At 73.8% G+C, this 20,339-nt stretch carries 16 protein-coding genes, 1 pseudogene and 2 riboswitches; of the genes and pseudogenes, 6 read left to right on the top strand and 11 right to left on the bottom strand.

Annotation, left to right across the window (positions count from 1 at the left end):
* Positions 1 to 73: 73 nt before the first annotated feature.
* The 3 genes from FRANEAN1_RS03155 to gcvP form a co-directional block, all read right to left on the bottom strand.
* A complete protein-coding gene (locus tag FRANEAN1_RS03155; protein WP_020458301.1) occupies positions 74 to 526 on the bottom strand; it encodes a MaoC family dehydratase in 453 nt (150 codons plus the stop codon).
* 58 nt (positions 527 to 584) lie between these two features.
* Positions 585 to 1,328: an FkbM family methyltransferase gene (locus FRANEAN1_RS03150; RefSeq protein ID WP_235013541.1), complete on the bottom strand. Its 744-nt coding sequence runs from the start codon at positions 1,326 to 1,328 to the stop codon at positions 585 to 587.
* Positions 1,329 to 1,623: 295 nt separating this feature from the next.
* A complete protein-coding gene (gene gcvP, locus FRANEAN1_RS03145; protein WP_020458299.1) occupies positions 1,624 to 4,866 on the bottom strand; it encodes an aminomethyl-transferring glycine dehydrogenase in 3,243 nt (1,080 codons plus the stop codon).
* A gap of 87 nt (positions 4,867 to 4,953) precedes the next feature.
* A riboswitch (glycine riboswitch) is annotated at positions 4,954 to 5,067 on the bottom strand.
* Between the two features lie 3 nt (positions 5,068 to 5,070).
* Positions 5,071 to 5,165: riboswitch (glycine riboswitch) on the bottom strand.
* 361 nt (positions 5,166 to 5,526) lie between these two features.
* Between gcvP and FRANEAN1_RS03140 the strand changes: the two genes are divergently transcribed.
* On the top strand, positions 5,527 to 5,820 hold the full coding sequence (locus FRANEAN1_RS03140; protein WP_020458298.1) for a Rho termination factor N-terminal domain-containing protein: 294 nt from the start codon (positions 5,527 to 5,529) through the stop codon (positions 5,818 to 5,820).
* 117 nt (positions 5,821 to 5,937) lie between these two features.
* Here the strand turns inward: FRANEAN1_RS03140 and FRANEAN1_RS03135 are convergent, their stop codons facing one another.
* Positions 5,938 to 6,213: a hypothetical protein gene (locus tag FRANEAN1_RS03135; RefSeq protein ID WP_020458297.1), complete on the bottom strand. Its 276-nt coding sequence runs from the start codon at positions 6,211 to 6,213 to the stop codon at positions 5,938 to 5,940.
* A 267-nt stretch (positions 6,214 to 6,480) separates the two neighbouring features.
* Here FRANEAN1_RS03135 and FRANEAN1_RS03130 point away from each other — a divergent pair, with 267 nt between their 5' ends.
* The 3 genes from FRANEAN1_RS03130 (at position 6,481) to FRANEAN1_RS03120 (ending at position 10,057) form a co-directional block, all read left to right on the top strand.
* Positions 6,481 to 7,335, top strand: coding sequence for a hypothetical protein (locus FRANEAN1_RS03130; RefSeq protein ID WP_020458296.1), 855 nt, complete (start codon positions 6,481 to 6,483; stop codon positions 7,333 to 7,335).
* Positions 7,332 to 8,402 carry an iron-containing redox enzyme family protein gene (locus FRANEAN1_RS03125; RefSeq protein WP_020458295.1) on the top strand — a complete coding sequence of 357 codons (1,071 nt, stop codon included), beginning with the start codon at positions 7,332 to 7,334 and terminating at the stop codon, positions 8,400 to 8,402. Before FRANEAN1_RS03130 ends, FRANEAN1_RS03125 begins: the two co-directional genes overlap by 4 nt.
* Before the next feature lie 95 nt (positions 8,403 to 8,497).
* Positions 8,498 to 10,057 carry a serine/threonine-protein kinase gene (locus tag FRANEAN1_RS03120; RefSeq protein WP_020458294.1) on the top strand — a complete coding sequence of 520 codons (1,560 nt, stop codon included), beginning with the start codon at positions 8,498 to 8,500 and terminating at the stop codon, positions 10,055 to 10,057.
* 90 nt (positions 10,058 to 10,147) lie between these two features.
* Here FRANEAN1_RS03120 and FRANEAN1_RS03115 read toward each other — a convergent pair whose 3' ends face one another.
* Both FRANEAN1_RS03115 and FRANEAN1_RS42990 read right to left on the bottom strand, forming a co-directional pair.
* Positions 10,148 to 11,302 (bottom strand): RNA-guided endonuclease TnpB family protein, encoded by a 1,155-nt coding sequence (locus FRANEAN1_RS03115; protein WP_020458293.1) that lies wholly within the window; start codon positions 11,300 to 11,302, stop codon positions 10,148 to 10,150.
* 38 nt (positions 11,303 to 11,340) lie between these two features.
* Positions 11,341 to 11,403: pseudogene (locus FRANEAN1_RS42990) on the bottom strand (hypothetical protein); the annotation flags it as partial.
* 9 nt (positions 11,404 to 11,412) lie between these two features.
* Here FRANEAN1_RS42990 and tnpA point away from each other — a divergent pair.
* Both tnpA and FRANEAN1_RS03105 read left to right on the top strand, forming a co-directional pair.
* On the top strand, positions 11,413 to 11,838 hold the full coding sequence (gene tnpA / locus FRANEAN1_RS03110) for an IS200/IS605-like element ISFsp4 family transposase (RefSeq protein ID WP_020458292.1): 426 nt from the start codon (positions 11,413 to 11,415) through the stop codon (positions 11,836 to 11,838).
* Between the two features lie 96 nt (positions 11,839 to 11,934).
* Positions 11,935 to 12,612, top strand: coding sequence for an enoyl-CoA hydratase-related protein (locus FRANEAN1_RS03105; RefSeq protein WP_020458291.1), 678 nt, complete (start codon positions 11,935 to 11,937; stop codon positions 12,610 to 12,612).
* Positions 12,613 to 12,639: 27 nt separating this feature from the next.
* On the opposite strand, the gene FRANEAN1_RS03100 is transcribed toward FRANEAN1_RS03105, so the two are convergent.
* The 5 genes from FRANEAN1_RS03100 to FRANEAN1_RS03080 all read right to left on the bottom strand — a co-directional run bounded on the left by FRANEAN1_RS03100 (position 12,640) and on the right by FRANEAN1_RS03080 (position 20,186).
* The gene (locus tag FRANEAN1_RS03100) at positions 12,640 to 13,848 is read right to left on the bottom strand and encodes an amidohydrolase family protein (protein WP_020458290.1); all 1,209 of its coding nucleotides are present in this window, start codon (positions 13,846 to 13,848) and stop codon (positions 12,640 to 12,642) included.
* Between the two features lie 165 nt (positions 13,849 to 14,013).
* Positions 14,014 to 15,057 carry an acyl-CoA thioesterase domain-containing protein gene (locus tag FRANEAN1_RS03095; RefSeq protein WP_347176969.1) on the bottom strand — a complete coding sequence of 348 codons (1,044 nt, stop codon included), beginning with the start codon at positions 15,055 to 15,057 and terminating at the stop codon, positions 14,014 to 14,016.
* The gene (locus tag FRANEAN1_RS03090; protein WP_020458288.1) at positions 15,041 to 17,533 is read right to left on the bottom strand and encodes a transglutaminaseTgpA domain-containing protein; all 2,493 of its coding nucleotides are present in this window, start codon (positions 17,531 to 17,533) and stop codon (positions 15,041 to 15,043) included. The genes FRANEAN1_RS03095 and FRANEAN1_RS03090 overlap by 17 nt, the downstream gene beginning before the upstream one ends.
* A complete protein-coding gene (locus FRANEAN1_RS03085) occupies positions 17,530 to 19,215 on the bottom strand; it encodes a DUF58 domain-containing protein (RefSeq protein WP_020458287.1) in 1,686 nt (561 codons plus the stop codon). Before FRANEAN1_RS03085 ends, FRANEAN1_RS03090 begins: the two co-directional genes overlap by 4 nt.
* A complete protein-coding gene (locus FRANEAN1_RS03080) occupies positions 19,212 to 20,186 on the bottom strand; it encodes a MoxR family ATPase (RefSeq protein WP_020458286.1) in 975 nt (324 codons plus the stop codon). Before FRANEAN1_RS03080 ends, FRANEAN1_RS03085 begins: the two co-directional genes overlap by 4 nt.
* Between the last annotated feature and the right edge of the window lie 153 nt (positions 20,187 to 20,339).

Here is a 20,339-nt window from a genome sequence, read left to right as displayed (position 1 = left end):
CCGGTGGCGGGCCCGGCGGGAGCCGGCCGCAGAACAGACAGCAGTCCGGGTGTCAGTCCGGTCAGTCCGGGTGTCAGACCAGGTAGCGGGCGACGAACTCGGCGACACAGGCCGGCTTGGCCGCGCCCTCCAGCTCGATGGTGAGCTGGTTGACCGCCTGGGCGCCGCCGGGGATCTCCTCGACCGAGATGTTGCGGAGCGTCCCGCGGACCCGGGAGCCGACCGGGACCGGCTGTGGGAAGCGAACCTTGTTCAGGCCGTAGTTCAGCGCCATGGTGATGCCGGTGACCTGCGCGATCTCCGCGACCATCACCGGCAGCAGCGACAGGGTGAGATAGCCGTGCGCGATCGTCGTCTTGAACGGCCCGTCCTTGGCCTTCTCGACGTCGGTGTGGATCCACTGCCAGTCGCCCGTCGCCGCGGCGAAGGTGTTGATCTGATCCTGGGTCACCGTGAGCCAGGAGCTGGTTCCCAGCTCCTGGCCCTGGACCCGCTTCAGCTCGTCGATGCCGTCGATCGTCGCCACCCGGCGAGTATCCCGGAGCGGGCGCCGACGCGCTCGGCCTCGCCCCGCGACCGCCCGATCAGGCGTGCGCGACGAAGTTGAAGCGGTTGCCGTTGTCGAACGTCTTGCGGAACGTGCCAAGGGTGTAGGGGCCGGTGCCGTCCATGTCGAAGATGCGCAGGCCGAGGTCGCCGTCCACGAGGCGGTACATGTCCTCGGCGGTGGTCCCGTACTTCCGCGCGGCGGCGCCGAACTCGAAGATCACGTAGGGGCGGTTCGCGGAGAGCAGCTTCTCGCCGCCCTTGAGCACGCCGTACTCCGCGCCCTCGACGTCGATCTTGATCAGGTCGAGCCGGTGGTCGGGGGGGAGCGTCTCGTCGAGCACCTCGACGACGACCTCGATCTGCTCGACCTCCTCGGCGCCGTCCGGCGTCCGCTGGAGCAGGCCGCTGTACGCGGGCCGGCTGCGGACGTAGGCGAACGGGCTCACCCCGGCCTTCTCGGCGAGCGCGGCCTGCTTGAGCGTGACGGTCGGGAACTCCAGGCACAGGTACTCGAACAGGTGCGGCAGCGGCTCGTAGCCGATGTGCTCGCCGCGCGGGGCGTGCAGCACGATCGACTTGAGCACGTCACCGCGGTGGGCGCCGACGTCGATGCAGTTCGAGTCCTCCTGCAGGACGAAGGACAGCAGCAGCGCGAGGTGGCGGTCGTCGACCGCGTTGCGCCGGGCGCTGGGGAGCACGGTGCGGCGGACCAGCTTCAGCGCCGGACCCAGGCCCAGCTCGACCGCGGTCTGGCGCAGCTGGCCGAGTTGCTTGTTCATCTGCTCCTGCATCGCGGAAAGTCCCCTTCGCGAGCCTTCGGTCCGGGTGCCGGCCGACCGCCAGCTCCGCTGGCCGTGGGGCCCCGCCCGTCCGGCTGGTTGTCCAGGAGTGCGGCGTCCGTGGTGCAACACCACGCCAGCCGCACTTTGGTGCCGTCGCGCTGATTGTGCCAAGGACGCACGACACTCCCATCGCCGACCCCTCGGGAGACACAACCGAGATACGACAGAAGGCCGCTCCGTTACCTGACGAACCTGGTAATGGAGCGGCTCTCCACATCCGGCGGTGCAGGCGTCAGGCCGGCGTCGCCGCAGGTAGGGGCACCCGCACCGGCTCGGCCGTCGCGTCGAACGCCTCCACCGGCGGGCAGGTGCAGACCAGGTTGCGGTCGCCGTAGGCGCCGTCGATGCGCCGCACCGGCGGCCAGTACTTCGCGGCGCGCAGCGACGCCACCGGGTACGCCGCGACGGACCGCGGGTACGGGTGCGCCCACTCGTCCCCGGTGACCATCTCCGCGGTGTGCGGGGCGTTGCGCAGCGGGTTGTCCTCGCGGGGCCACTCCCCCGCGCCGACCTTCGCCGCCTCGGCCCGGATCGCGATCATCGCGTCGCAGAACCGGTCGATCTCGCCGAGGTCCTCGCTCTCGGTCGGCTCCACCATGAGCGTCCCCGCCACCGGGAACGACATCGTCGGCGCGTGGAAGCCGTAGTCGATCAGCCGCTTGGCGACGTCGTCGACGGTCACGCCCGTCTCCTTCGTCAACGGCCGCAGGTCGAGGATGCACTCGTGCGCGACCAGGCCGTTACGTCCCGTGTAGAGGACGGGGTAGTGCGGCGCGAGCCGGCGGGCGACGTAGTTGGCGTTGAGCACCGCCACCGAGGTCGCCTCGCGCAGCCCCTCCGCCCCCATCAGCCGGATGTAGGCCCACGGGATCATCAGGATGCCGGCCGACCCCCACGGCGCCCCCGAGATCGGCCCGACCCCGGTCTCCGGGCCCGCCTCCGGGCGCAGCGGGTGGTTGGGCAGGTAGGGCAGCAGCTTCGCGCCGACCGCCACCGGCCCGACCCCCGGACCGCCGCCACCGTGCGGGATGCAGAAGGTCTTGTGCAGGTTCAGGTGGCTCACGTCCGCCCCGAACCGGCCCGGCTTCGACAGCCCGACCAGCGCGTTCAGGTTCGCCCCGTCGACGTAGACCAGCCCGCCGGCGTCGTGCACCACCGCGCACGCCCGCGCGATGCCCTCCTCGTACACCCCGTGGGTGGACGGGTAGGTGACCATCAGCGCCGCGAGCGCCGGGGCGTGCGCGGCCGCCTTGGCGGTGAGATCGTCCAGGTCGACGTTGCCCTCCGCGTCGCACGCGACGACGACCACGCGCATGCCGGCCATCGCCGCGCTCGCCGCGTTCGTCCCGTGCGCCGACGACGGGATCAGGCAGACGTCGCGCACCGGGTTCCCGGCCGCGGCGTGGTCGCGGTGGTAGGCCCGGATCGCCAGCAGGCCGGCGAGCTCGCCCTGGCTGCCCGCGTTCGGCTGCACCGAGACGCCGGCGTACCCGGTGATCCGGGCCAGCCACTCCTCCAGATCCCGGATCATCGACACGTAGCCGGCGGCCTGGTCCAGTGGGGCGAACGGGTGGATGTCGGCGAAATCCGGCCAGGTGACCGCGGCCATCTCGGTCGTCGCGTTGAGCTTCATCGTGCAGGAGCCGAGCGGGATCATGCCGCGGTCCAGCGCGAAGTCGACGTCGGCGAGCCGGCGCAGGTAGCGCAGCATCGCCGTCTCGGACCGGTGCGCGTGGAACACCGGATGCGCCAGGTACGGCTCCTCCCCGGTGCGGATCAGCGCCGCCGGGAGGGCCGGGCCCGCCGCCGGGCCGACGGCCGCGGCCGGCCCGTCCGCGCCACCCACACCGAAGGCGGACCAGACGGCCCGCAGGTCGGCCGCCACGGTCGTCTCGTTGCAGGAGACGCCGACATGGTCGCCGTCGACGAGACGCAGGTTCACCCCGTGCGCGAGCGCGTCGGCGACCACCTGGGCCGCGCGCCCCGGCACCCGGGCGAGCACCGTGTCGAAGAACCCGTCGTGGACGATCTCCACCCCGCCGGCGCGCAGCCCGGCGGCGAGGCTCACGGCGTGCCCGTGCACCCGGGCCGCGATCCCGGCCAGCCCCTCGGGCCCGTGGTAGACGGCGTACATCGACGCCAGCACCGCCGGGAGCACCTGCGCCGTGCAGATGTTGCTCGTCGCCTTCTCCCGCCGGATGTGCTGCTCACGGGTCTGCAGCGTGAGCCGGTAGGCGGGGTTGCCGGCCGCGTCCACCGAGACCCCGACGAGCCGGCCGGGCAGCGTCCGCTCCAGACCCGACCGGACGGCGAGATAGCCGGCGTGCGGCCCGCCGAAGGACAGCGGAAGCCCGAACCGCTGGGTGCTCCCGACCGCGATGTCCGCGCCGAGCGCGCCCGGCGAGCGCACCAGGGTGAGCGCGAGCAGGTCCGCGGCGACCGTCACCACGATGTCGCGTTCCCGTGCCTGCGCGATCACCCCGCGCAGGTCCCGCACCTCCCCACCGGCCCCCGGGTACGACAGCAGCACACCGAAGGCGTCCCCGAGCACGTCGGACGGCACTACCGAAGGCACCTCGGACGGTGCCGACGGCGCGGCGGGCTGCGCGGGAGCGGCCGGTCCGGCGGCCGGGCGCTCGCCCGGGGCCGGCGACGGACGTCCGGTGAGCCCGTCGCGGAGGTCGGCGACGAGCACGGTGATGCCGAGCGCCTCCGCCCGGGTCCGGACCACCGCGATGGTCTGCGGCAGCGTGTCGGCGTCGATCACGAAGGTCGAGCGGCGGCCCCGGGCGGCCCGGTGGGCGATCTGCATGGCCTCCGCCGCCGCCGTCGGCTCGTCCAGCAGCGAGGCGCCGGCCACGGCGAGGCCGGTCAGATCCGTGATCACCGTCTGGAAGTTCAGCAGGGCCTCGAGCCGCCCCTGGGAGATCTCCGGCTGGTACGGCGTGTACGCCGTGTACCAGGCCGGGTTCTCCAGGACGTTGCGCTGGATCACCCCGGGCATGACCGCCGGGTGGAAGCCCAGACCGATCATGGAGGTGACCCGCCGGTTGTACCCGGCCAGCCCGCGCAGCTCCGCGAGCACCTCGGTCTCGTCGACGGCCGGGGGCAGGTCCAGCTCGGTGTCCCGGATGGCCGCCGGCACCGCCGCGTCGGTCAGCCCCTTCAGCGAGCCCAGCCCCAGCAGGTCGAGCATCGCCCGGCGGTCGGCCTGGTCCGGGCCGACGTGCCGGTCGGTGAACCTCGGGACGAACCCGGCCGGCAGCCCCGGCCCGGCGGTGTCCGGTCGCGCGGATCCGGTGGACTCCGGTCGCGCGGGCCCGGCGGACTCCGGTCGCGGCGGGGCCTGGCGGGCCTGCGTGTCGCCGCCGTTCTCGGACGCCGTCCCGGGGTCGATCTCCCTGACCCCGTCCGCCGCCGCGGCGGACGCGGCGGTGTCGGAAATCGGTGTCTGTGCGGTGGTCTCGATGGTCATCGCGCGCTCCGGAGGTCGAGCAACGCCGGAGACACCCCCCGCGATCGGTGGTCACGGCGGCGCTCCCGCGTCGCGGCGGGCCTCCCCCTCTGTCATGGGCCTGAGAGCTTCGCCGGCCTGCCATGCCACCCGGAGCCTCCCGAGAGACGCGGCGGCCGGCTTGCACCGTCGGCGGGACGCTTGCGCGTCCGCTTTTCAGAGTCGCCTGACCCGGCGGTCTTGGGCCTGAGAGTTTGCGGGGAGTTCTTGCTCCTTCGGCGCCCCGGGCCACGGCCCGGAGCTCTCCCGCACGGGTGTGAGCGGCGCGATGTGAAGTTGTCAGCCCGCGGCGAGCGGGCCGTCCTGAGGCCAGGCTAATCGGCCTCGGTCCCGGCGGCCAACGATCCCGGCGATCTCGAAACAGGCACGAAACACGATGTCGACCAGGCTGAGAACTGCCTCACACCCGGGGCGTCGGTGCCTCGCGGCGGCGGTTCCCGTGCCTCGCGGCCACCGCCGTACCGCCGTGCCGCCGTGCGGTTCACGCGCCGTGACCGGGGAAGTGTCCTCGATGCGGCATCCAGGGCCGCGGGCGGCCGGAAGCCATGGCCGCGACAGGGCCCGAGGACGGTCGGGCAAAGGGGCCGGCGGGGCGGCCGGCCGGCGAAGGAGGGAAACGGGATGGCCCGAGGGACCAAGTCCAGGAAGTCCTCCAGGAACGGCGGGAGCGCGAAGCGGGCGAAGACGGCGCGTATGCGCACGGACGTCCCCTCCACCGTCGCCCGTTCCGACGACAAGGCACTTTCCGACCCGCTTCCCACCGCCGAAGGCGTGGACGAGAAGGCGTCCGTGAAGCACCTGCGGGAAATCGCCCGGCAGCTCGACATACCGGGCCGCTCGACGATGAACAAGGCCGACCTGATCGAAGCCGTCAGGAAGGCGAACCGGCGGGCCACCGCGGCCGCCCGCGGCTGACTCCCGGCCCCCGGCGGAAAACACCGCCGGGGGCCGCCTGCCGGGCCGTCACCTGCCGGTCAATACCTCCGGACCTCCGGCGGCGGTCACTCCGGGGCTCCGGCGGGGCTCCGGCGGTCACTCCGGCTGTTTCGCGTCGCGGAACTTCGCCGCCTCGACGTCGCTGCGCGCGCCACCGCGCTCCTCCTCGAAGAACGACTCGGCAAGGCGGTCGTGTGAGGTCTGGTCCGTCACCTGGCGGGCCATCTCCTCGTCGGAGAGCCCCTGGCCGGCCGGCGCGGTGTGGGTGGCGGTGTAGGTGGCGGCACGGGCACGCGGCCGGGCCTCGCGGGCCGAGGGCCGTACCGGCTGTCCCGTCCTGGTCTTCGTGTCGTTCCTGGCCTGTTGCCCCATGCTCGCCCTCCCACCATCCGTCCGGCGGCACCGGCCTGCCGGCATTCACCCGTTCCGATGGCTGATCACCGTGGCCGCGACGAGCCGGCCGCGATCCGGCCACTGTCGACATGCCCGGACCGCGCCCTCATCACCCCCGCCTGTCCCGCGGCGCCGAGAGGTTTTTCCGGGGCCCGGACGGACATGTAGCCCGCGCCGGCCTCGGGACGCGACGAGGTCGTATCCCGAGCGCGCTCTGGCGACGGGCCGCGCGACGAGAGGCGAGCCATGTCCTTCTACGACAAGGTCGAGTCGACGTTCTACGGCTGGTGTGTGGAACGTCTGCTGACCACCGCGGAGCACGGCGGATGCCTGGCCGGCGGGATCCTGGAGATCGGCTCGGGGACGGCCGTGCCGGTGGTGCGGGCCCTGCTGCGCTCCGGCTCCGACACGCGGGTGCACGGATTCGAGCGCGACCCGCGGGCGGCGGCGACGGCGCGGCGCGCGATCGGGCTGACCCCGCTGCGCAACTACGTCGTCGACGAGGGCGACTTCTTCACCGCGGTGCCGACGGCCGCCCAGCGCTGCGTGATCGGGAACCCGCCGTACCTCCCGGCCGAGCCGGGCACGTCCTGCGCGCCGGACCTCTGGGGCGGCCCCCGCGGCGCCGAGGTCACCCAGGACGTCCTGGACTGCGGGCTCGACCTGGCGATGCTGATCGTCTCCTCGATCGCCGACCCGCTGGGAGTGCTCCGGTTCGCCCGTGATCGGGGCTACTCCGTCACCGACTGGATGGTCACGCCGATCCGCTTCGGGAGGTTCTGCCGGGACGCCGGGGTCCGCGCCCGCATCGGCGATCTCGCCGGCCGCGAGCAGGCGTTCTTCGCCCCCCACTCGTACCTGATCGCCGGGGTCACCTTCGTGCGCGACGCCGGCGCCCGGGACCAGAGCGCCGTGCTGGGGGACGTCCTGCGCGCCGCCGGCCGGGCGTCGGAGGTCGCCGATCCGCAACCCCGGGCGGGCGGGGCCGTGGTGGGGGCTCCGGCCGGGACAGAACGGGTTGTGGCGGGAGCGCAGGCCGGAGCCGCGAAGCGGGCCGGGACGGCGGCGCGGGCCGGGACAGCACAGCCGGTCGGGCGATGAGGACGGGGCGGCCCCCGGACCACTCCGCGGGATACGGGACCGTGTTCACCCCGGCGGTGCTCGAGGCGCCGCCGCTCCCGGTTCCCCGTGGCCCCCTCTCCGAGTACCTCGTCGAGCTGCTCGGCGGCGACGTCCGGCCCGCCGCCGGGTGGCCGAAGCCGGCGGACGACGCGCTGTTCGGCGAGGACGGGGCCCTCGCGCTGCACTGCCTGTACGAGCTTCACTACCGGGGATTCCGCGGGGTCGACGACCGGTTCGAGTGGGAGCCCTCGCTGCTCGCGTTGCGGGCGGAGCTCGAGGGCGACCTGGAGCGCCGCCTGATCGACCTGGCCGGCCCGGACCCGTCCCCCGCGGGGGACATCGCCGCGGAGCTGCGCCGGGTGATCTCCCAGCCGGGAGGCCGTTCCCTGTCCGGCCGCCTCGCCGAGCGGGGCAGCCTCGATCAGTTCCGCGAGTACGCGGCGCACCGCTCGCTCCTCCAGCTGAAGGAGGCCGACCCGCACACCTGGGCCGTTCCCCGCCTCACCGGCGCCGCCAAGGCCGCACTCGTGGAGATCCAGGCGGACGAGTACGGCGGTGGCACCGAGCGGGACATGCACCAGAACCTCTTCGGCCTGACCATGCTCGAGCTGGGCCTGGACCCCTCGTACGGCGCCTACGTCGACCGCCTGCCCGGAGGCACCCTGGCCACCGCCAACGTCCCGAGCTTCTTCGGCCTGCACCGGCGGTGGCGGGGCGCGCTCGTGGGGCACCTGGCGGTCTTCGAGATGACATCGGTCGAGCCGATGGGCGCCTACGCCGCGGCCCTGCGGCGGCTGGGCCTGCCCTGGAGCGCCCGGCACTTCTTCGAGGTCCACGTCGTCGCCGACGCCCACCACCAGAATCTCGCGGCGGAGTCACTCGCGGGTGGCCTTGTCCGCGCCGAGCCGGCGCTCGCCCGCGACGTCCTGTTCGGTGCCCGGGCGACCATGGCCGTCGAGGGCTACTGCACGGAGAACATCCTCGCCGCCTGGGACCGCGGGGGGACGGCCCTGCTTCCCGTCCAGGGAGAAGCGGTCGCCCGCTAGCGGGACCACCGGCCGCGACACGGCGTGATGTGCGCTATGTCACCCCGTGTAGCGTGATCGAGGTTGGCTCCCGTCCCGGGTGGAGGACATCCGCCATGATCAGTGGATATCGATTCCTCCACGACATCGGCCACGGTGGGTTCAGCACCGTCCACCTCGCCGAGCAGGAGATCTTCGACCGGCGGGTGGCGGTCAAGATCATGCACGCCGATCTGCGTGATCCGGACGCGGAGCGCCGTTTCGTGCGGGAATGCCGGGCGACCGGGCGTCTCACCGGGAATCGACACATCATCACGGTGTTCGACGCCGGGACGACGTCCGATCACCGGCCCTACATCGCCATGGAGTACTTTCCCGGCGGCACGCTCAGCCAGCGGCTGCGCGAATCAGGGCCGCTGCCCGTCCGGGAGGCGGTCGCGCTGATGATCCCGATCACCCGGGCGCTCGGCGCGGCGCACCGGCACGGCATTCTGCACCGCGATCTGAAACCCGCGAACATCCTGCTGCGCGGGCCCGGCGATCCGGTGCTCAGCGACTTCGGCATCGCCAGCGTCGGCGAGGGTGCCGACGCGGCCACGGTCTCGGCCGCGTTCACCGCCGGATACGCGGCGCCGGAGGTGATGCTGGGCGAACAGCCGGGGATCGCCTCGGACGTCTTCGCGCTCGGCGCCACACTGTTCGCCCTGCTGAACGGCTCCACCCCGTTCCCGGGGCGGACGGTCGTGCAGATCGTGGCCCGCATCCAGGCCGACGACATGGAGTCGACCACCCGGGAGGACATCCCCGTGCGGCTGACGGACCTGCTGCGCCGGATGCTCGCCGCGGAGCCCACGCGGCGGCCGGGCACCGAACAGATCGCCGCCGAGCTCGACGCCGTCCTGGCCGCCGTGGACGCCGTGGGCGCGCCCGCCGGGCCGTTCCCGGACGCCAGCGACCGGCTTCCCGGACAGCCTCCCGACAACCAGGTTCCCGGACAGCCGCGGCCGCCGCGCCGAACGACACCGCGCCAGACGACACCGCGGCGACGGTTCCCGCCACGGTGGGTGCTCCTCGCCGGGCCGGTGGCGCTGCTGGCCCTGGCGGCGCTGCTGCTCGTCGTGCTCACCGGCGGCGGCACGGACCAGGCCGACGGCACGTCGCCGTCGGTCGATCCCGGGGCCACGCAGCCGGGCACGTCACCGGGAGCCGGCCTGACGACCGGGCCGACGCCACCCTCCGGCCCGTCGTCGTCGCCCGGCGGGGGCCCGGCGGGGACCTCGCCGGGCCCGGCCGGCCCGGCGGGCTCCTGCGGATACCAGGCGGCCACGGCGGCCGACTACCGCGACCGACGGTTCGAGGAACGGTTCATGTGCGCGACCAGTGTCGACTCCCCCGTCTACGCGAACGTCGCCACCGATGACGGCCAGCCGCTCGACGACTCCGGGCTCATGCGCGCGTCCACCACGGTCTGGGTGATCTGCCAGCTGGAGGGGCGACCGAACCCCGTCCTGGACGGGAGGACGAACACCTGGTGGCTCTACACCCAAGGGGACCTCGCCCGCCCGAACGCCTTCGGGTACACCGGGAGCTGGGGCTACCTGCCCGCGACGGCGGTGCGTGACAGCGTCCAGGGCGAGCCGGTCGGCGGCGTCCCGGCCTGCCCGGGACCACTCTGAGAGACGCCGGGTGCGTCGGACCCGACCGATCGACGATATTGACGTCCTCCCCGGCCTGAAGGCTGGGGGTTCCTGCCGTGCGGCGTGGGTTCACGCGGCACCTCGGTGGGTTCCTGTTTCACAGCCAGCTGCCCGGAGGGGTCCGGGTCTCACGTCGGCTCCGCAGGCGTTTACGGTCTCCGCCTGACGTGGCATCGCAGCCACGCCTTTCCGCCCAGCGGCGACCAGGCGCTGACCCTCGACGAGGATGTTCCGCGCGGCATTCAGGTCCCGGTCGTGGCTGACACCGCACCCCGGACAGGTCCACGTCCGGACCTGGAGAGGCTTCGGGCCGTCCCGGTGGCCGCAGGCCGAGCAGACCTGCGACGACGGGAAGAACCGGCCCACCCTCACCACGGCCCGGCCACACCGGGCCGCTTTCTCCTCGAGCAGACCGACCAGCATCGACCAGCCCGCGTCGTGCACCGACCGGGCCAGCCGCGTACGAGCCAGCCCGGCTACCGCCAGATCCTCGACGTAGACCGCTTGGTTGTCGCGGACCAGCCGAGCAGCGAGCTTGTGATGATGATCCCGGCGGGTGTCCCGTACCTTCCGATGTTCGACCGCGACCCGGCGGACCGCCTTGCGCCGGTTCACCGAACCCTTCCGCTTGCGGGCCAGTGCCCGCTGTGCGCGGGCGAGCCTGCGCTGACGCGACCGCAGAGGACGCGGGTTCGCGACGATCTGTCCGGTTGACAGGGTCGCGAGCCGGTCCAACCCGAGGTCGACGCCGATCTCGGCGCCTGTCGCCGGGGAGGGGACGTCGTCGACGTCGACGACGAACGACACGTAGTACCTGCCGTCCGCCTCCCGGATCACCGTCGCCGACGTCGGAACCGAGGGCAGCGGACGCGACCAGGCCAGCCGCAGATCTCCGACCTTCGCCACCCGCACCCCTCGGGGCGTGACGGTGAAGCCGTTGCGGGTGAGGCGGATCGACTGCCGGTTGTCCTTCCGTGACCGGAACCGCGGATGGCCGACCTGCCGGCCTTTCCGCTTCCCGGACAGCGAGTCGAACCAGTTCCGGAACGCCCGGCGTGCGTCCTGGCACGCCTGCACGAGTACCACCGACGACACCTCGGACAGCCAGGTTCGCTCGTCGGTGAGTTTCGCGAGGGTGACCACCCGGCGCTGAACCTCGGTGTCCGACAGTTTCTCGCCGGCCTTGTACGCCTCGTCGCGGGCCCGGATCGCGTCGTTGAACACGACCCCCGGGCGCAGCCGAACGCCCGCGCCAACGCCCGTGCCTGCCCCGGCCCGGGGTAGGCACGGTAGCGGTAACGAACGACTGCCACACCATCCAGCATATTTGGTCTATGACGGAAGCAGACGACTACAGGCGAGGCAGACATGTGGTCTCCTCGCTGCACGCCCACTTGGTCTTCGTGACCAGGTATCGGCGTGGAGGACTCGACGACGCGATGCTGACCCGCTGCGAACAGATCATGCGCAGCGTGTGCTGCGACTTCGGCGCAGCCCTCACCGAGTTCAACGGAGAAGACGATCACGTCCACCTGCTGGTCGAGTACCCACCCAAGGTCGCGGTCTCCGCGCTGGTGAACAGCCTCAAAGGCGTGTCCGCCCGACGGCTGCGCACCGAGTTCACCGACCGGGTCAACCAGCACCTCATACGCGGCCACTTCTGGTCACCGTCCTACCTCGCAGTCTCGGCCGAAGACGCCCCACTGGCACTCGTACGCGAGTACATCGAGGAGCAACGGCGACCAGCCCCGACCCGCTAACCCCACTCCGAAGGACGGGGCTTGCGCGCTACGTTTTCCTGGTCAGCACGAGCACACCCGGCACCCGGCCGGGGCGACTACCCGAGGAGCACGCACGTGGCAGGACTCGACCGCGATGGTGACGTGTTCGTCCTGAGCCTGGGCGACGGGGAGAACCGGCTGAACCCGGCCGCGGTCGCCGCCATCAACGCCCGCCTCGACGAGGTGACCGCCGCGGCCGGGCCGAAAGCGCTGGTAACGACCGCCGAGGGCAAGTTCTGGAGCAACGGGTTCGACCTCGCGTGGATGACCGCGAACCCCGGTGAGATCGGGCCGTTCATCCAGTCGGTGCGGGTGCTGTTCGCGCGGATGGTGACGCTGGCGCTGCCGACCGTCGCCGCGGTCGGCGGGCACGCCTTCGGCGCCGGGGCCGTTCTCGCGCTGACCCACGACCAACAGGTCATGCGGGTCGACCGGGGCTACTTCTGTCTGCCCGAGGTCGACGTCGACATCCCCTTCAGCATCGGGATCACCGAGCTGATCCGGGCGCGCATGCCGGTGCGCACGGCGCACGAGGCGATGACGACCGGCCGCAGGTACGGCGGCGACGACGCACTCGCGGCCGGCATCATCGACGGCGTCGCCGACCAGGAGAAGGTCCTGGCGACGGCGATCGCGATGGCCCGCCCGCTCACCGGCAAAGCGTCACGGACACTGGGGACCATCAAGTCGAGGCTGTACGCGACCGCGGTCGCGGGCCTCGTGTCGGGCGAGGCCGTCGAGGTCCCGGTCTGACGCCCGTCGACCGGGTGATCCGCTGGCCTACGGGGTGATCGCCGGCCAGTCGCCGCCCTGCGGGAGCGGGTGCCGGAACAGCCTCGCGGCGTTGCCACCGGCGATCATCACGGCCTCGTGCCGAGGGATGTCGGCGAAACGCTTGCGCAGCAGGTCCTGCGAGCCCGGCCAGGTCGAGTCGGCGTGCGGGAAGTCCGTCTCGAACAGGATGTGGTCGATCCCGATCATGTGACGTTGGTCGAGCGTGCCGGGGTCGTCCAGCATGCAGAAGTAGAAGTTCCGGCGCAGCGCCTCGCTCGGCGTCACGTCGTACGTCCACGGCGTGCCGCCGCTGCCGGAGTGCTCGAGCACGTAGTCGAGGCGGTTGATCGCCATCGGCACCCAGCCGATGCCACCCTCGCTCAGCGCGATCCTGAGGTTCGGGTAGAGCGCCGGGATGCCCGCCCACACCCAGTCCACGGCCGCGCAGAACGCGCCCGCCGGGAAGAGCGACGTCTGCACGTTCAGGCCGCCGCCCGGCGAGCCCTGCAGGACGAAGCCGCTCGCGCCGCAGTGCAGCGAAATGACCGTGTCGGTCTCCTCGCACGCCTTGAAGAACGGCTCCCAGTGCTTGTGGTTGGTGATCGGCGGAAGCTTGAGCAGGTGCGGCGACTCGAGGAACGACACCGAGGTGAAGCCGAGCTCGGCGTTGCGGCGGATCTCCTCGGCGGCGACCTCGGGGTCCTTGAACCAGGGCAGCTGCATCGGGATGAAGCGCTCCGGGTACGCCCCGTGCCACTCCTCGATCATCCAGCTGTTCCAGGCACGGACCGCGGCGAGCCCGACCTCCTGGTCGTTGTTCATCGACAGCACGCGGCCGGTGAAGCCCCACGCCCCGGAGGGGAAGCACAGTGACGCCCAGATGCCGTCGAGGTCCATGTCCTTCACGCGGGCATGGACGTCCCACGCGGACCGGCGCATCTCGCTGAAGTTCAGCGGGTCGAGGTTCCACTCGGACTGCGGGCGCCCGGCGACGACACTCATTCCGTTGTCACGGTAGAGCCGGTCGCGGTAGACCCAGGCCTCCGAACCGTCTGGTGTCGTGATCACCTGAGGTGCCTTGTCACGAAGGTTCGCCGGGAACCGCTTGACGAAGATGTCGGCAGGCTCGGTCAGATGATCGTCCACCGAGACGATCGAGTAGCTGCGTTCCTGCGGCTCTGGGTCCGGAAGCAGCTGCCAGTTCGGCCTCGGCATGATGCGCTCCTAGTTCTCGCCGATCAGACACGCCAGCGATTGTTCGCGAGCGTTTACTCTCTACGATCCTGGCCGCACCCGCAAGTTCGGGGCCCCCGATCCGAGGCGGGTGGTCCGAGGCGGGTGGTCCGAGGCGGGTGGTCCGGGGCCAGGGTCAGGGCGGGATCAGCCGAGAGCCAGCTCCTGGGCGGTCGAGGCGACCAGCAGGCCGTCCCGGTCGAAGAAGGTGGCCCGGGTGAACGTCCGCGGGCCCGCGCCGGACGGGCTGTCCTGGACGAGGAGCAGCCACTCGTCGGCCCGGAACGGGCGGTGGAACCAGGCGGCATGGTCGAGCGCCGCCGCCCGGGACGGTTCCCCACCGACCGGCGCGCGGGCAGCTGGCGGCGGCCAGTTGGCGAGGGCGGCCGCGGCGTGGCCGGCGATGTAGGTCAGCGCGCCGGCGTGCAGGCGCTGGTCGTCCGGTAGCCCCTCGACGAGGCGCACCCAGGCGATCGGGCGCCCCGGCCCGTTCCCACCAGACCGGGCGCCCCTACCCGCTGGACCACCGGCAGCGGTTCCTGGACCGGCTGCCAGCCGCAGGTCGACGAGCAGGTCGCCCAGCTCCCGGGGGTCGGTGCGCCAGCGCTCCAGGGCCTCGGGGGGCGGCACGCGGGGAGCGCGCAACTGGTGTCCGCCACGCCAGCCCCGCTGGTACGACAGGTGCATCGCGCAGACCACCTCACCGGCCTGCACCCCCGTCACCCGCCGGGTCACGGACGTGGCCCCGTCCCGGACCCGGTCGACGAGGTACACGACCGAGTGCACCTCGCGCGGAGGGCGCGGGAACTGGGCCTGCACCGAATGCAGGGGATGCCCCGAGCCCACCGTCCGCCCGGCCGCGAGCTGCGCCTGGACGGCGACCTGCCCCAGGTGGACGGGCACGCCCCCGGTGCCGCCTCGGAAGACGTCGCGGTCGACGGCCTCGAGCTCGGCGACGCCACGAAAGGTCGGTGCGGTGCCCCGAGCCGGTGGCCGGGCGGCACCGCGACGCACGACCCTGTCCACGGTTATCCGCAGCGGCGTCAGGCGAACCTCGCGGACCAGCCCCGGTGTCCTCGGCCCGGGAGCCCGGTGATCGCGGGTGGATGGGCCGTCCGGTGGGCGTTCCCGGCGGGGGGCGGCTTGGGTGGGGTCGAGGTCGGGGATGCCGGGGTCACGCCGCCGGGGCAAAGCGCTTCCCGTCCGAGACATACCCGGCCGGCGGGGTGCCCGGATCGGGCCGCCCGTGGTCGGTGCCGGGGCCGCACGGGCCGTCCGGGTCCCCCGCGGCCCCGGTCGGCGGATCTCCCGGATCCCGCGGGTCCCGTGCATCCCGCAGCCGGCGGAGCTCGGTGGCCACGGTGCTCGGGGCCAGCGTCCGGCGGATCCGCGCTCGGCGTGTCGTGCGCTCGCGCAGGGCCCGCTCGAACCGGTCGAGGAGGCGGCAGGCCTCGTCCGCGGCGCGGCGGCCGGGGGTGCCCTCCCATTCCACCGCGGTCACGGGGGCGAACAGGGCGAGTGTCACGATGTCGGCCAGCTCGCGGATCGCCGTCTCGCCGGACGGGCCCACCTCGGCCGCGGCGAGCCGGGCGACTTCTCCCGGGCTCGCGGCGGCCGGGACGGGCAGGCCCGCGTCGGCGAGCGCGTCGACGGCCTGCCGCCAGGCGTCGACCACCCTGCGTCGTGGGTGGCCCGCGCGGCGCAGGCGGCCCCGCCGGAGCGAGGGCAGCGCGACGGCGAGCGCGAGATACAGCGCCGCGGCGCCGGCGATCGCCAGGCCGCTCCGGATGGCCCAACGTGACCAGGCACCCGGGCCGGGCGGCGTGGCCGCTGGGGTGGAGTCCTCCGTGGCCCGGGTGGCCGGTGCCGTGGTCTCGACCGCGGAGCGCAGGGCGACGTCGATCAGTTCCGCCTGCTCGGGGGTCTCGCCCGGATTCGATCCCGCCACGCTCGCGCCGCGGGCGTCCGCGGCCGGCGGGGTGGGGAAGAACGGCAGCCAGCCGGCGCCGTCGAAGCGCACCTCGGCCCAGGCGAGCGCGTCGGCGCCGTGCACGGTGCGGGGCTGGCCGTCCGCCGCGGGGAGCGCGGTGAATCCCACGGCAAGCCGGGCGGGCAGCCCAAGGATGCGGGCCGCGAGGACGAAGGCGGTCGCGAACTGCTCGGACGTCCCGCGGTGGGTGTGGGCGAGGAAGTGGTCGATGTGCCCGTACGAGTGCCCGGGTGGGACGGCCGGGTCGAAGGTGAAGGTCGCGCTCAGGTACTGCCGCAGCAGCGCGGCCCGTTGGAACGGGGTGCTCCCCCGGGCCGTCGCGATATCCGCCAGACGGCCGAGGATGGCCGGCGGGTCGGCGGGGACCTCGAGGTCGGGATCGGGCCCGCCCGTTCGGGCGGTGCCGGCGTCGAACCTGGGGAGATCCGCCGGCGCGGGCCGGGGGTCCGGCGCTGAAGTGATCTCGTAACGGTCGCCGGGAAGCAGCGGACGGTCGTTCAGCAGGGTCCCGGTGCCGGGATCGACCCGGACGCCGGTGGGGGCGCCCACCAGCCGCCCGTCCGACGGGAGGATCCGCCCGCCCAGTCCGGCGATCTCGATGACCTGCCGCATCTCGCCCACCGGTGCCGGGCCGGGCCCGTCACCTGCTGGATCAGCGGCCCGGTCGCCGGCAGCGGGATCGCCGGCCGGGTCGTCGGCGATCCCGGCTTGCGATGAGGGTGGCCCCGAGCCGGCCCGAACGAAACGGGCGGTCGACCGCCACTGGGCGCCGTCGTAGGAGTCGAGGACGGCGAGCCGGAGGGTCACCGGCTCGGCCGGGGCCGGCCCGCTGACGTCGGTGTGGAAGAGCACCTCGTCCGGATGGGCGGTCCAGCCGCCGAGTGCGCTGAGCGGGCTCGGCTCGGTCTGGCTCACCGGTGGTGTCGAGCGGTGGGTGCGGGGGTCGACGGGGTCCCCGCCGCCGGCCCTCGTCGCGGCCGTGCCGGCGAGCACGCCGACCACGACCACGAGCAGTGTCGCGCCGCCCCGGCGCGCGAGCTCACGGCGCGGGCCGCGGCCCGCGGCCCGGGGTGCTCTGATCATGAGAAACAGCGCGGTCAGGGCGGCGAGGGCACCGGCCCGGGCCAGGTTGTCCCCGGGGGCGGGGACGGCCAGCGCGGACGCGGCGAGAAGGGCTACGGCGGCGGGCAGTGCCGGGGCGAGCGCCGCGCGGGTCCGCACAACGAGCTCGGCGCCGAGCGCCGCGGCGAGCCAGGTGGGGGCGAGCGCGACGATCAGCAGGTCGGGGTCGGCCGGGGCGGGGACGCCCATGTCGAGGACCCGGGCCCACCCGTCGACGACGCCCGTGCGGACCACATCGAGGCGGGCCATGAGATCGCCCGATCCGGCGGCGACGGTGTAAGCCGTCCAGGCTACGAAGCCGGCCAGCCATACGGGCACGGTCAGCGCCGGCGAGACCGGGCGGCCGTGCCGGGAGAGCGCGCCGACCAGGACGACGGGCAGGACCGCCGCCACCGGCAGCAGCACCCACAGGTCCCGGGTCGGGAAGAGGCGGGTGAATCCCGTCCCGGCCACCAGGGCGAGGGCGGCGACGACGGCCAGCGCGGCGATGCGGCGTAGACCGGCCTCGCTCGGGGCGAAGGTGGCTCGGCGGGCCGGGCCCGCGGCGCCGGTCACGATCCGCCGCCCGCGCCGCGCCCAGTCCTGGGCCTGGGGCCGGGGCCGGGGCCGGCCGACGCCAGGGAGGCCACCGGTAGCAGCGGTCCCGCCAGGTCCGGCTCGGTTTCGGCCTGACCCCATCCCCCTGAACCCGATCCCGCCGAACCCGATCCCGCCGAGCCCACTGCCGCTGGACTCGCGGCCGCCTGGTCCGCGGCCGGCGCCCGGGGCGGGAGGGGCGCGGCAGGCCAGACGTCGGTCAGGTCGGCGGGTGAGCCCAGGTGGATCATCCGCACCCGGCCCGAACCGGCGGTGCCGACCATGCCAACCGACCCCGCCACACCAGCGGCACCGGCCACACCGGCCATGCGGGTCGCACCTGCCGTACGGGCCGCGCCCGCCGGTCCCGTCGAGCGGGTGGGCCCGGCGGGGGCGACCGGGCCGCCTCGTTCCGCGCGGGCCCGTGCCACCGCCTCCGCACTCGGGCGCAGGCGTGGGCGGTCGCCGAGGGCGCGCCGGCCCCGGGCCAGCGCGGCGGCCTCGCTGCGCGGGCCCATCCGAAGCACGATCACCTGGCCGAACACGTGGGCCACCGGGGCGAGCGCCGCCGCCGCGTCCCGGTCGAGCGCGCCGGTCACCAGGACGAGGGTGCCGACGGGCCCGCGGCGCAGGGTACGCAGGACATCCAGGGTCACGCCCTCGTCCGGCCGGACGTCGGCCAGCTCGTCGAGGAGGGACTCGGCGTCGGTGGAGCGTCGGCGACCGGTCATCCGCACCCCGCCCGAGGTGACCAGGCGGACGCCGTAGGAGTTGCGGGCGCAGGCGAGCACCGCGGACGCGGCGACGTCGACGGCGTCCTCGAAGACGGCCGCCCCGACCGGGCCGGGCGGGTAGGCCCGCCGGCGGGTGTCCAGCACGACGGTGGAGGCGGGCTCACTGGGGTCCAGGTGCGTTCGGACCATCAGCGTGCCCGTGCGCGCGCTGGCGGCCCAGTGCACCAGGCGCAGGTCCTCCCCGGGGGTGTACTCGCGCAGGGTGTGGAACATCAGCCCCCCGGACGCGCCACGTCCGCTCTGCCCGTCGGGGTCACGGGCCGGGGCGGCCGGCGGTGGGACCAGCGGGTATGCGCGGGGGCGGACCCGCAGGGTGAGGCTCGTGCCGAGGTACTGGTGGCGGTGGGCCAGCCCGAACGGATCAGACCGGTGCACCTGCGGGGGCCCGATCCGGCGAACTCCCCGAGCCGCGGTGTCGAGCGGCAGGACGATCTCCCGGCTGGCGCCACCGCGCAACGGGCGGATGTCCACGGCGATCTCGGGCCCGTCGGACCCGACAGACCCGCCGGGCTCGGCGGGCTCGGCGGGCTCGGCGGGCACCTCGCCCGGCTGGGCCGGCTCGGCTGGCAGGCGTAGGGCGAACGAGGGAGACGTCCATCGGGAGTGGTTCACGATCGAGATGACCAGGGCGGCGTCGTCCCCGCGGGTGACCGCGGCAGGGGTGACCCGTGTCGTGACGGTGACCCGCGGCGGACGGGCCACCGCTGCCACCGCGGTGAACAGCGCCGCCGCGCCGGCACCGGCGAAGGCGGCGAGCTCCGCGTAGCGCAGGAGCACCGCCCCGAGGGCGCAGGCGGCCGTCGCGGCGAGCAGTCCCCATGCGGCGGGTGTGAACCCCGGCAGCGTCCGGGGGGTCGGCTCGCTCACGCGCCCACGAGGCGACGGGGCGAGGGGACCGCGTCCAGGACCTCGGCGACGACGTCCTCGGCGGTGACCCGGCGCAGCTCGGCCTCCGGACTGAGCACGAGCCGGTGGGCGAGCACCGGACCGGCGAGCGCCTTGACATCGTCGGGGGTGGCGAAGGCACGCCCAGCCGAGGCGGCGCGGACCTGGACCGCGCGCAGCAGCGCCACGCTGCCGCGCGGGCTCGCGCCCAGCCGCAGTACGTCGTGCCTGGTCCGGGTGGCGGCGACAACCTGCACGACGTAGCGGCGCACCGCCGGGGCCACGTGCACGGCCAGGGTGCGCTCGGCGTGGGCGACGACGTCCTCGGCGCGCATCACCGGGCGGAGGTCCTCGACACGGCGGCCGACCTGACGTCCCTCGAGGATCTCCAGCTCGGCGTCCAGGGTGGGGTAGCCGATGCGCAGCCGCATCAGGAAGCGGTCGAGCTGGGCCTCGGGGAGGGCGTAGGTGCCATCCATGTCGACCGGGTTCTGGGTGGCGATGACCATGAAGGGCAGCGGGACGGGGTAGCGGGTCCCGTCGACGGTGACGCGCTGCTCCTCCATGACCTCGAGCAGAGCGGACTGGGTCTTCGGCGACGCGCGGTTGATCTCGTCGGCGATGACGAGGTTCGCGAAGACGGGGCCCGGGCGGAACGTGAACTCGGCGGCCCGCTGGTTGAAGACGTTGGTCCCGGTGATGTCCGCGGGCAGCAGGTCGGGGGTGAACTGGATGCGGTGGCAGCCCGCGTTCACCGAGGCGGCGAGGCTGCGGGCGAGCGTCGTCTTGCCCAGGCCGGGGACGTCCTCGACCAGCAGGTGGCCCTCGGCGAACAGGCAGATCACCGCGAGCTCGACAGCGGTGCGCTTGCCGCGGATCACCCGCTCGACGTTCGCCACCACGTCGTCGAACGCGACCGCGAACGGGATGCCCCGATCCGCCTCGACCGTCATGCCGAACCTCCTGCTGGTGAGGCCTGCGTGATGTGGCGGGCCGCGCCGGTCGAGGGGGAGCGACCGGCGCGGCCCGCCGCGGGCGGCGGGGGGTGCCGCCCGGGAACGGCTCGGCTCCTGGCGCGCCTCCCGCGATTGGCCGCCAGTGCCCAC

It is taken from the genome of Parafrankia sp. EAN1pec (genome assembly GCF_000018005.1).
Lineage (GTDB): Bacteria > Actinomycetota > Actinomycetes > Frankiales > Frankiaceae > Parafrankia > Parafrankia soli.
Note: the sequence above shows the minus strand (reverse complement) of the source record. Positions and strands in the feature narration are given on the sequence as shown.

Coding starts and splice junctions, on each gene's coding strand:
- FRANEAN1_RS03080 (WP_020458286.1), bottom strand. CDS start 20,186: ATGACGGTCGAGGCGGATCGGGGCATCCCGTTCGCGGTCGCGTTCGAC.
- FRANEAN1_RS03140 (WP_020458298.1), top strand. CDS start 5,527: ATGGCCCGAGGGACCAAGTCCAGGAAGTCCTCCAGGAACGGCGGGAGC.
- FRANEAN1_RS03130 (WP_020458296.1), top strand. CDS start 6,481: ATGTCCTTCTACGACAAGGTCGAGTCGACGTTCTACGGCTGGTGTGTG.
- gcvP (WP_020458299.1), bottom strand. CDS start 4,866: ATGACCATCGAGACCACCGCACAGACACCGATTTCCGACACCGCCGCG.
- FRANEAN1_RS03125 (WP_020458295.1), top strand. CDS start 7,332: ATGAGGACGGGGCGGCCCCCGGACCACTCCGCGGGATACGGGACCGTG.
- tnpA (WP_020458292.1), top strand. CDS start 11,413: ATGACGGAAGCAGACGACTACAGGCGAGGCAGACATGTGGTCTCCTCG.
- FRANEAN1_RS03135 (WP_020458297.1), bottom strand. CDS start 6,213: ATGGGGCAACAGGCCAGGAACGACACGAAGACCAGGACGGGACAGCCG.
- FRANEAN1_RS03120 (WP_020458294.1), top strand. CDS start 8,498: ATGATCAGTGGATATCGATTCCTCCACGACATCGGCCACGGTGGGTTC.
- FRANEAN1_RS03100 (WP_020458290.1), bottom strand. CDS start 13,848: ATGCCGAGGCCGAACTGGCAGCTGCTTCCGGACCCAGAGCCGCAGGAA.
- FRANEAN1_RS03150 (WP_235013541.1), bottom strand. CDS start 1,328: ATGAACAAGCAACTCGGCCAGCTGCGCCAGACCGCGGTCGAGCTGGGC.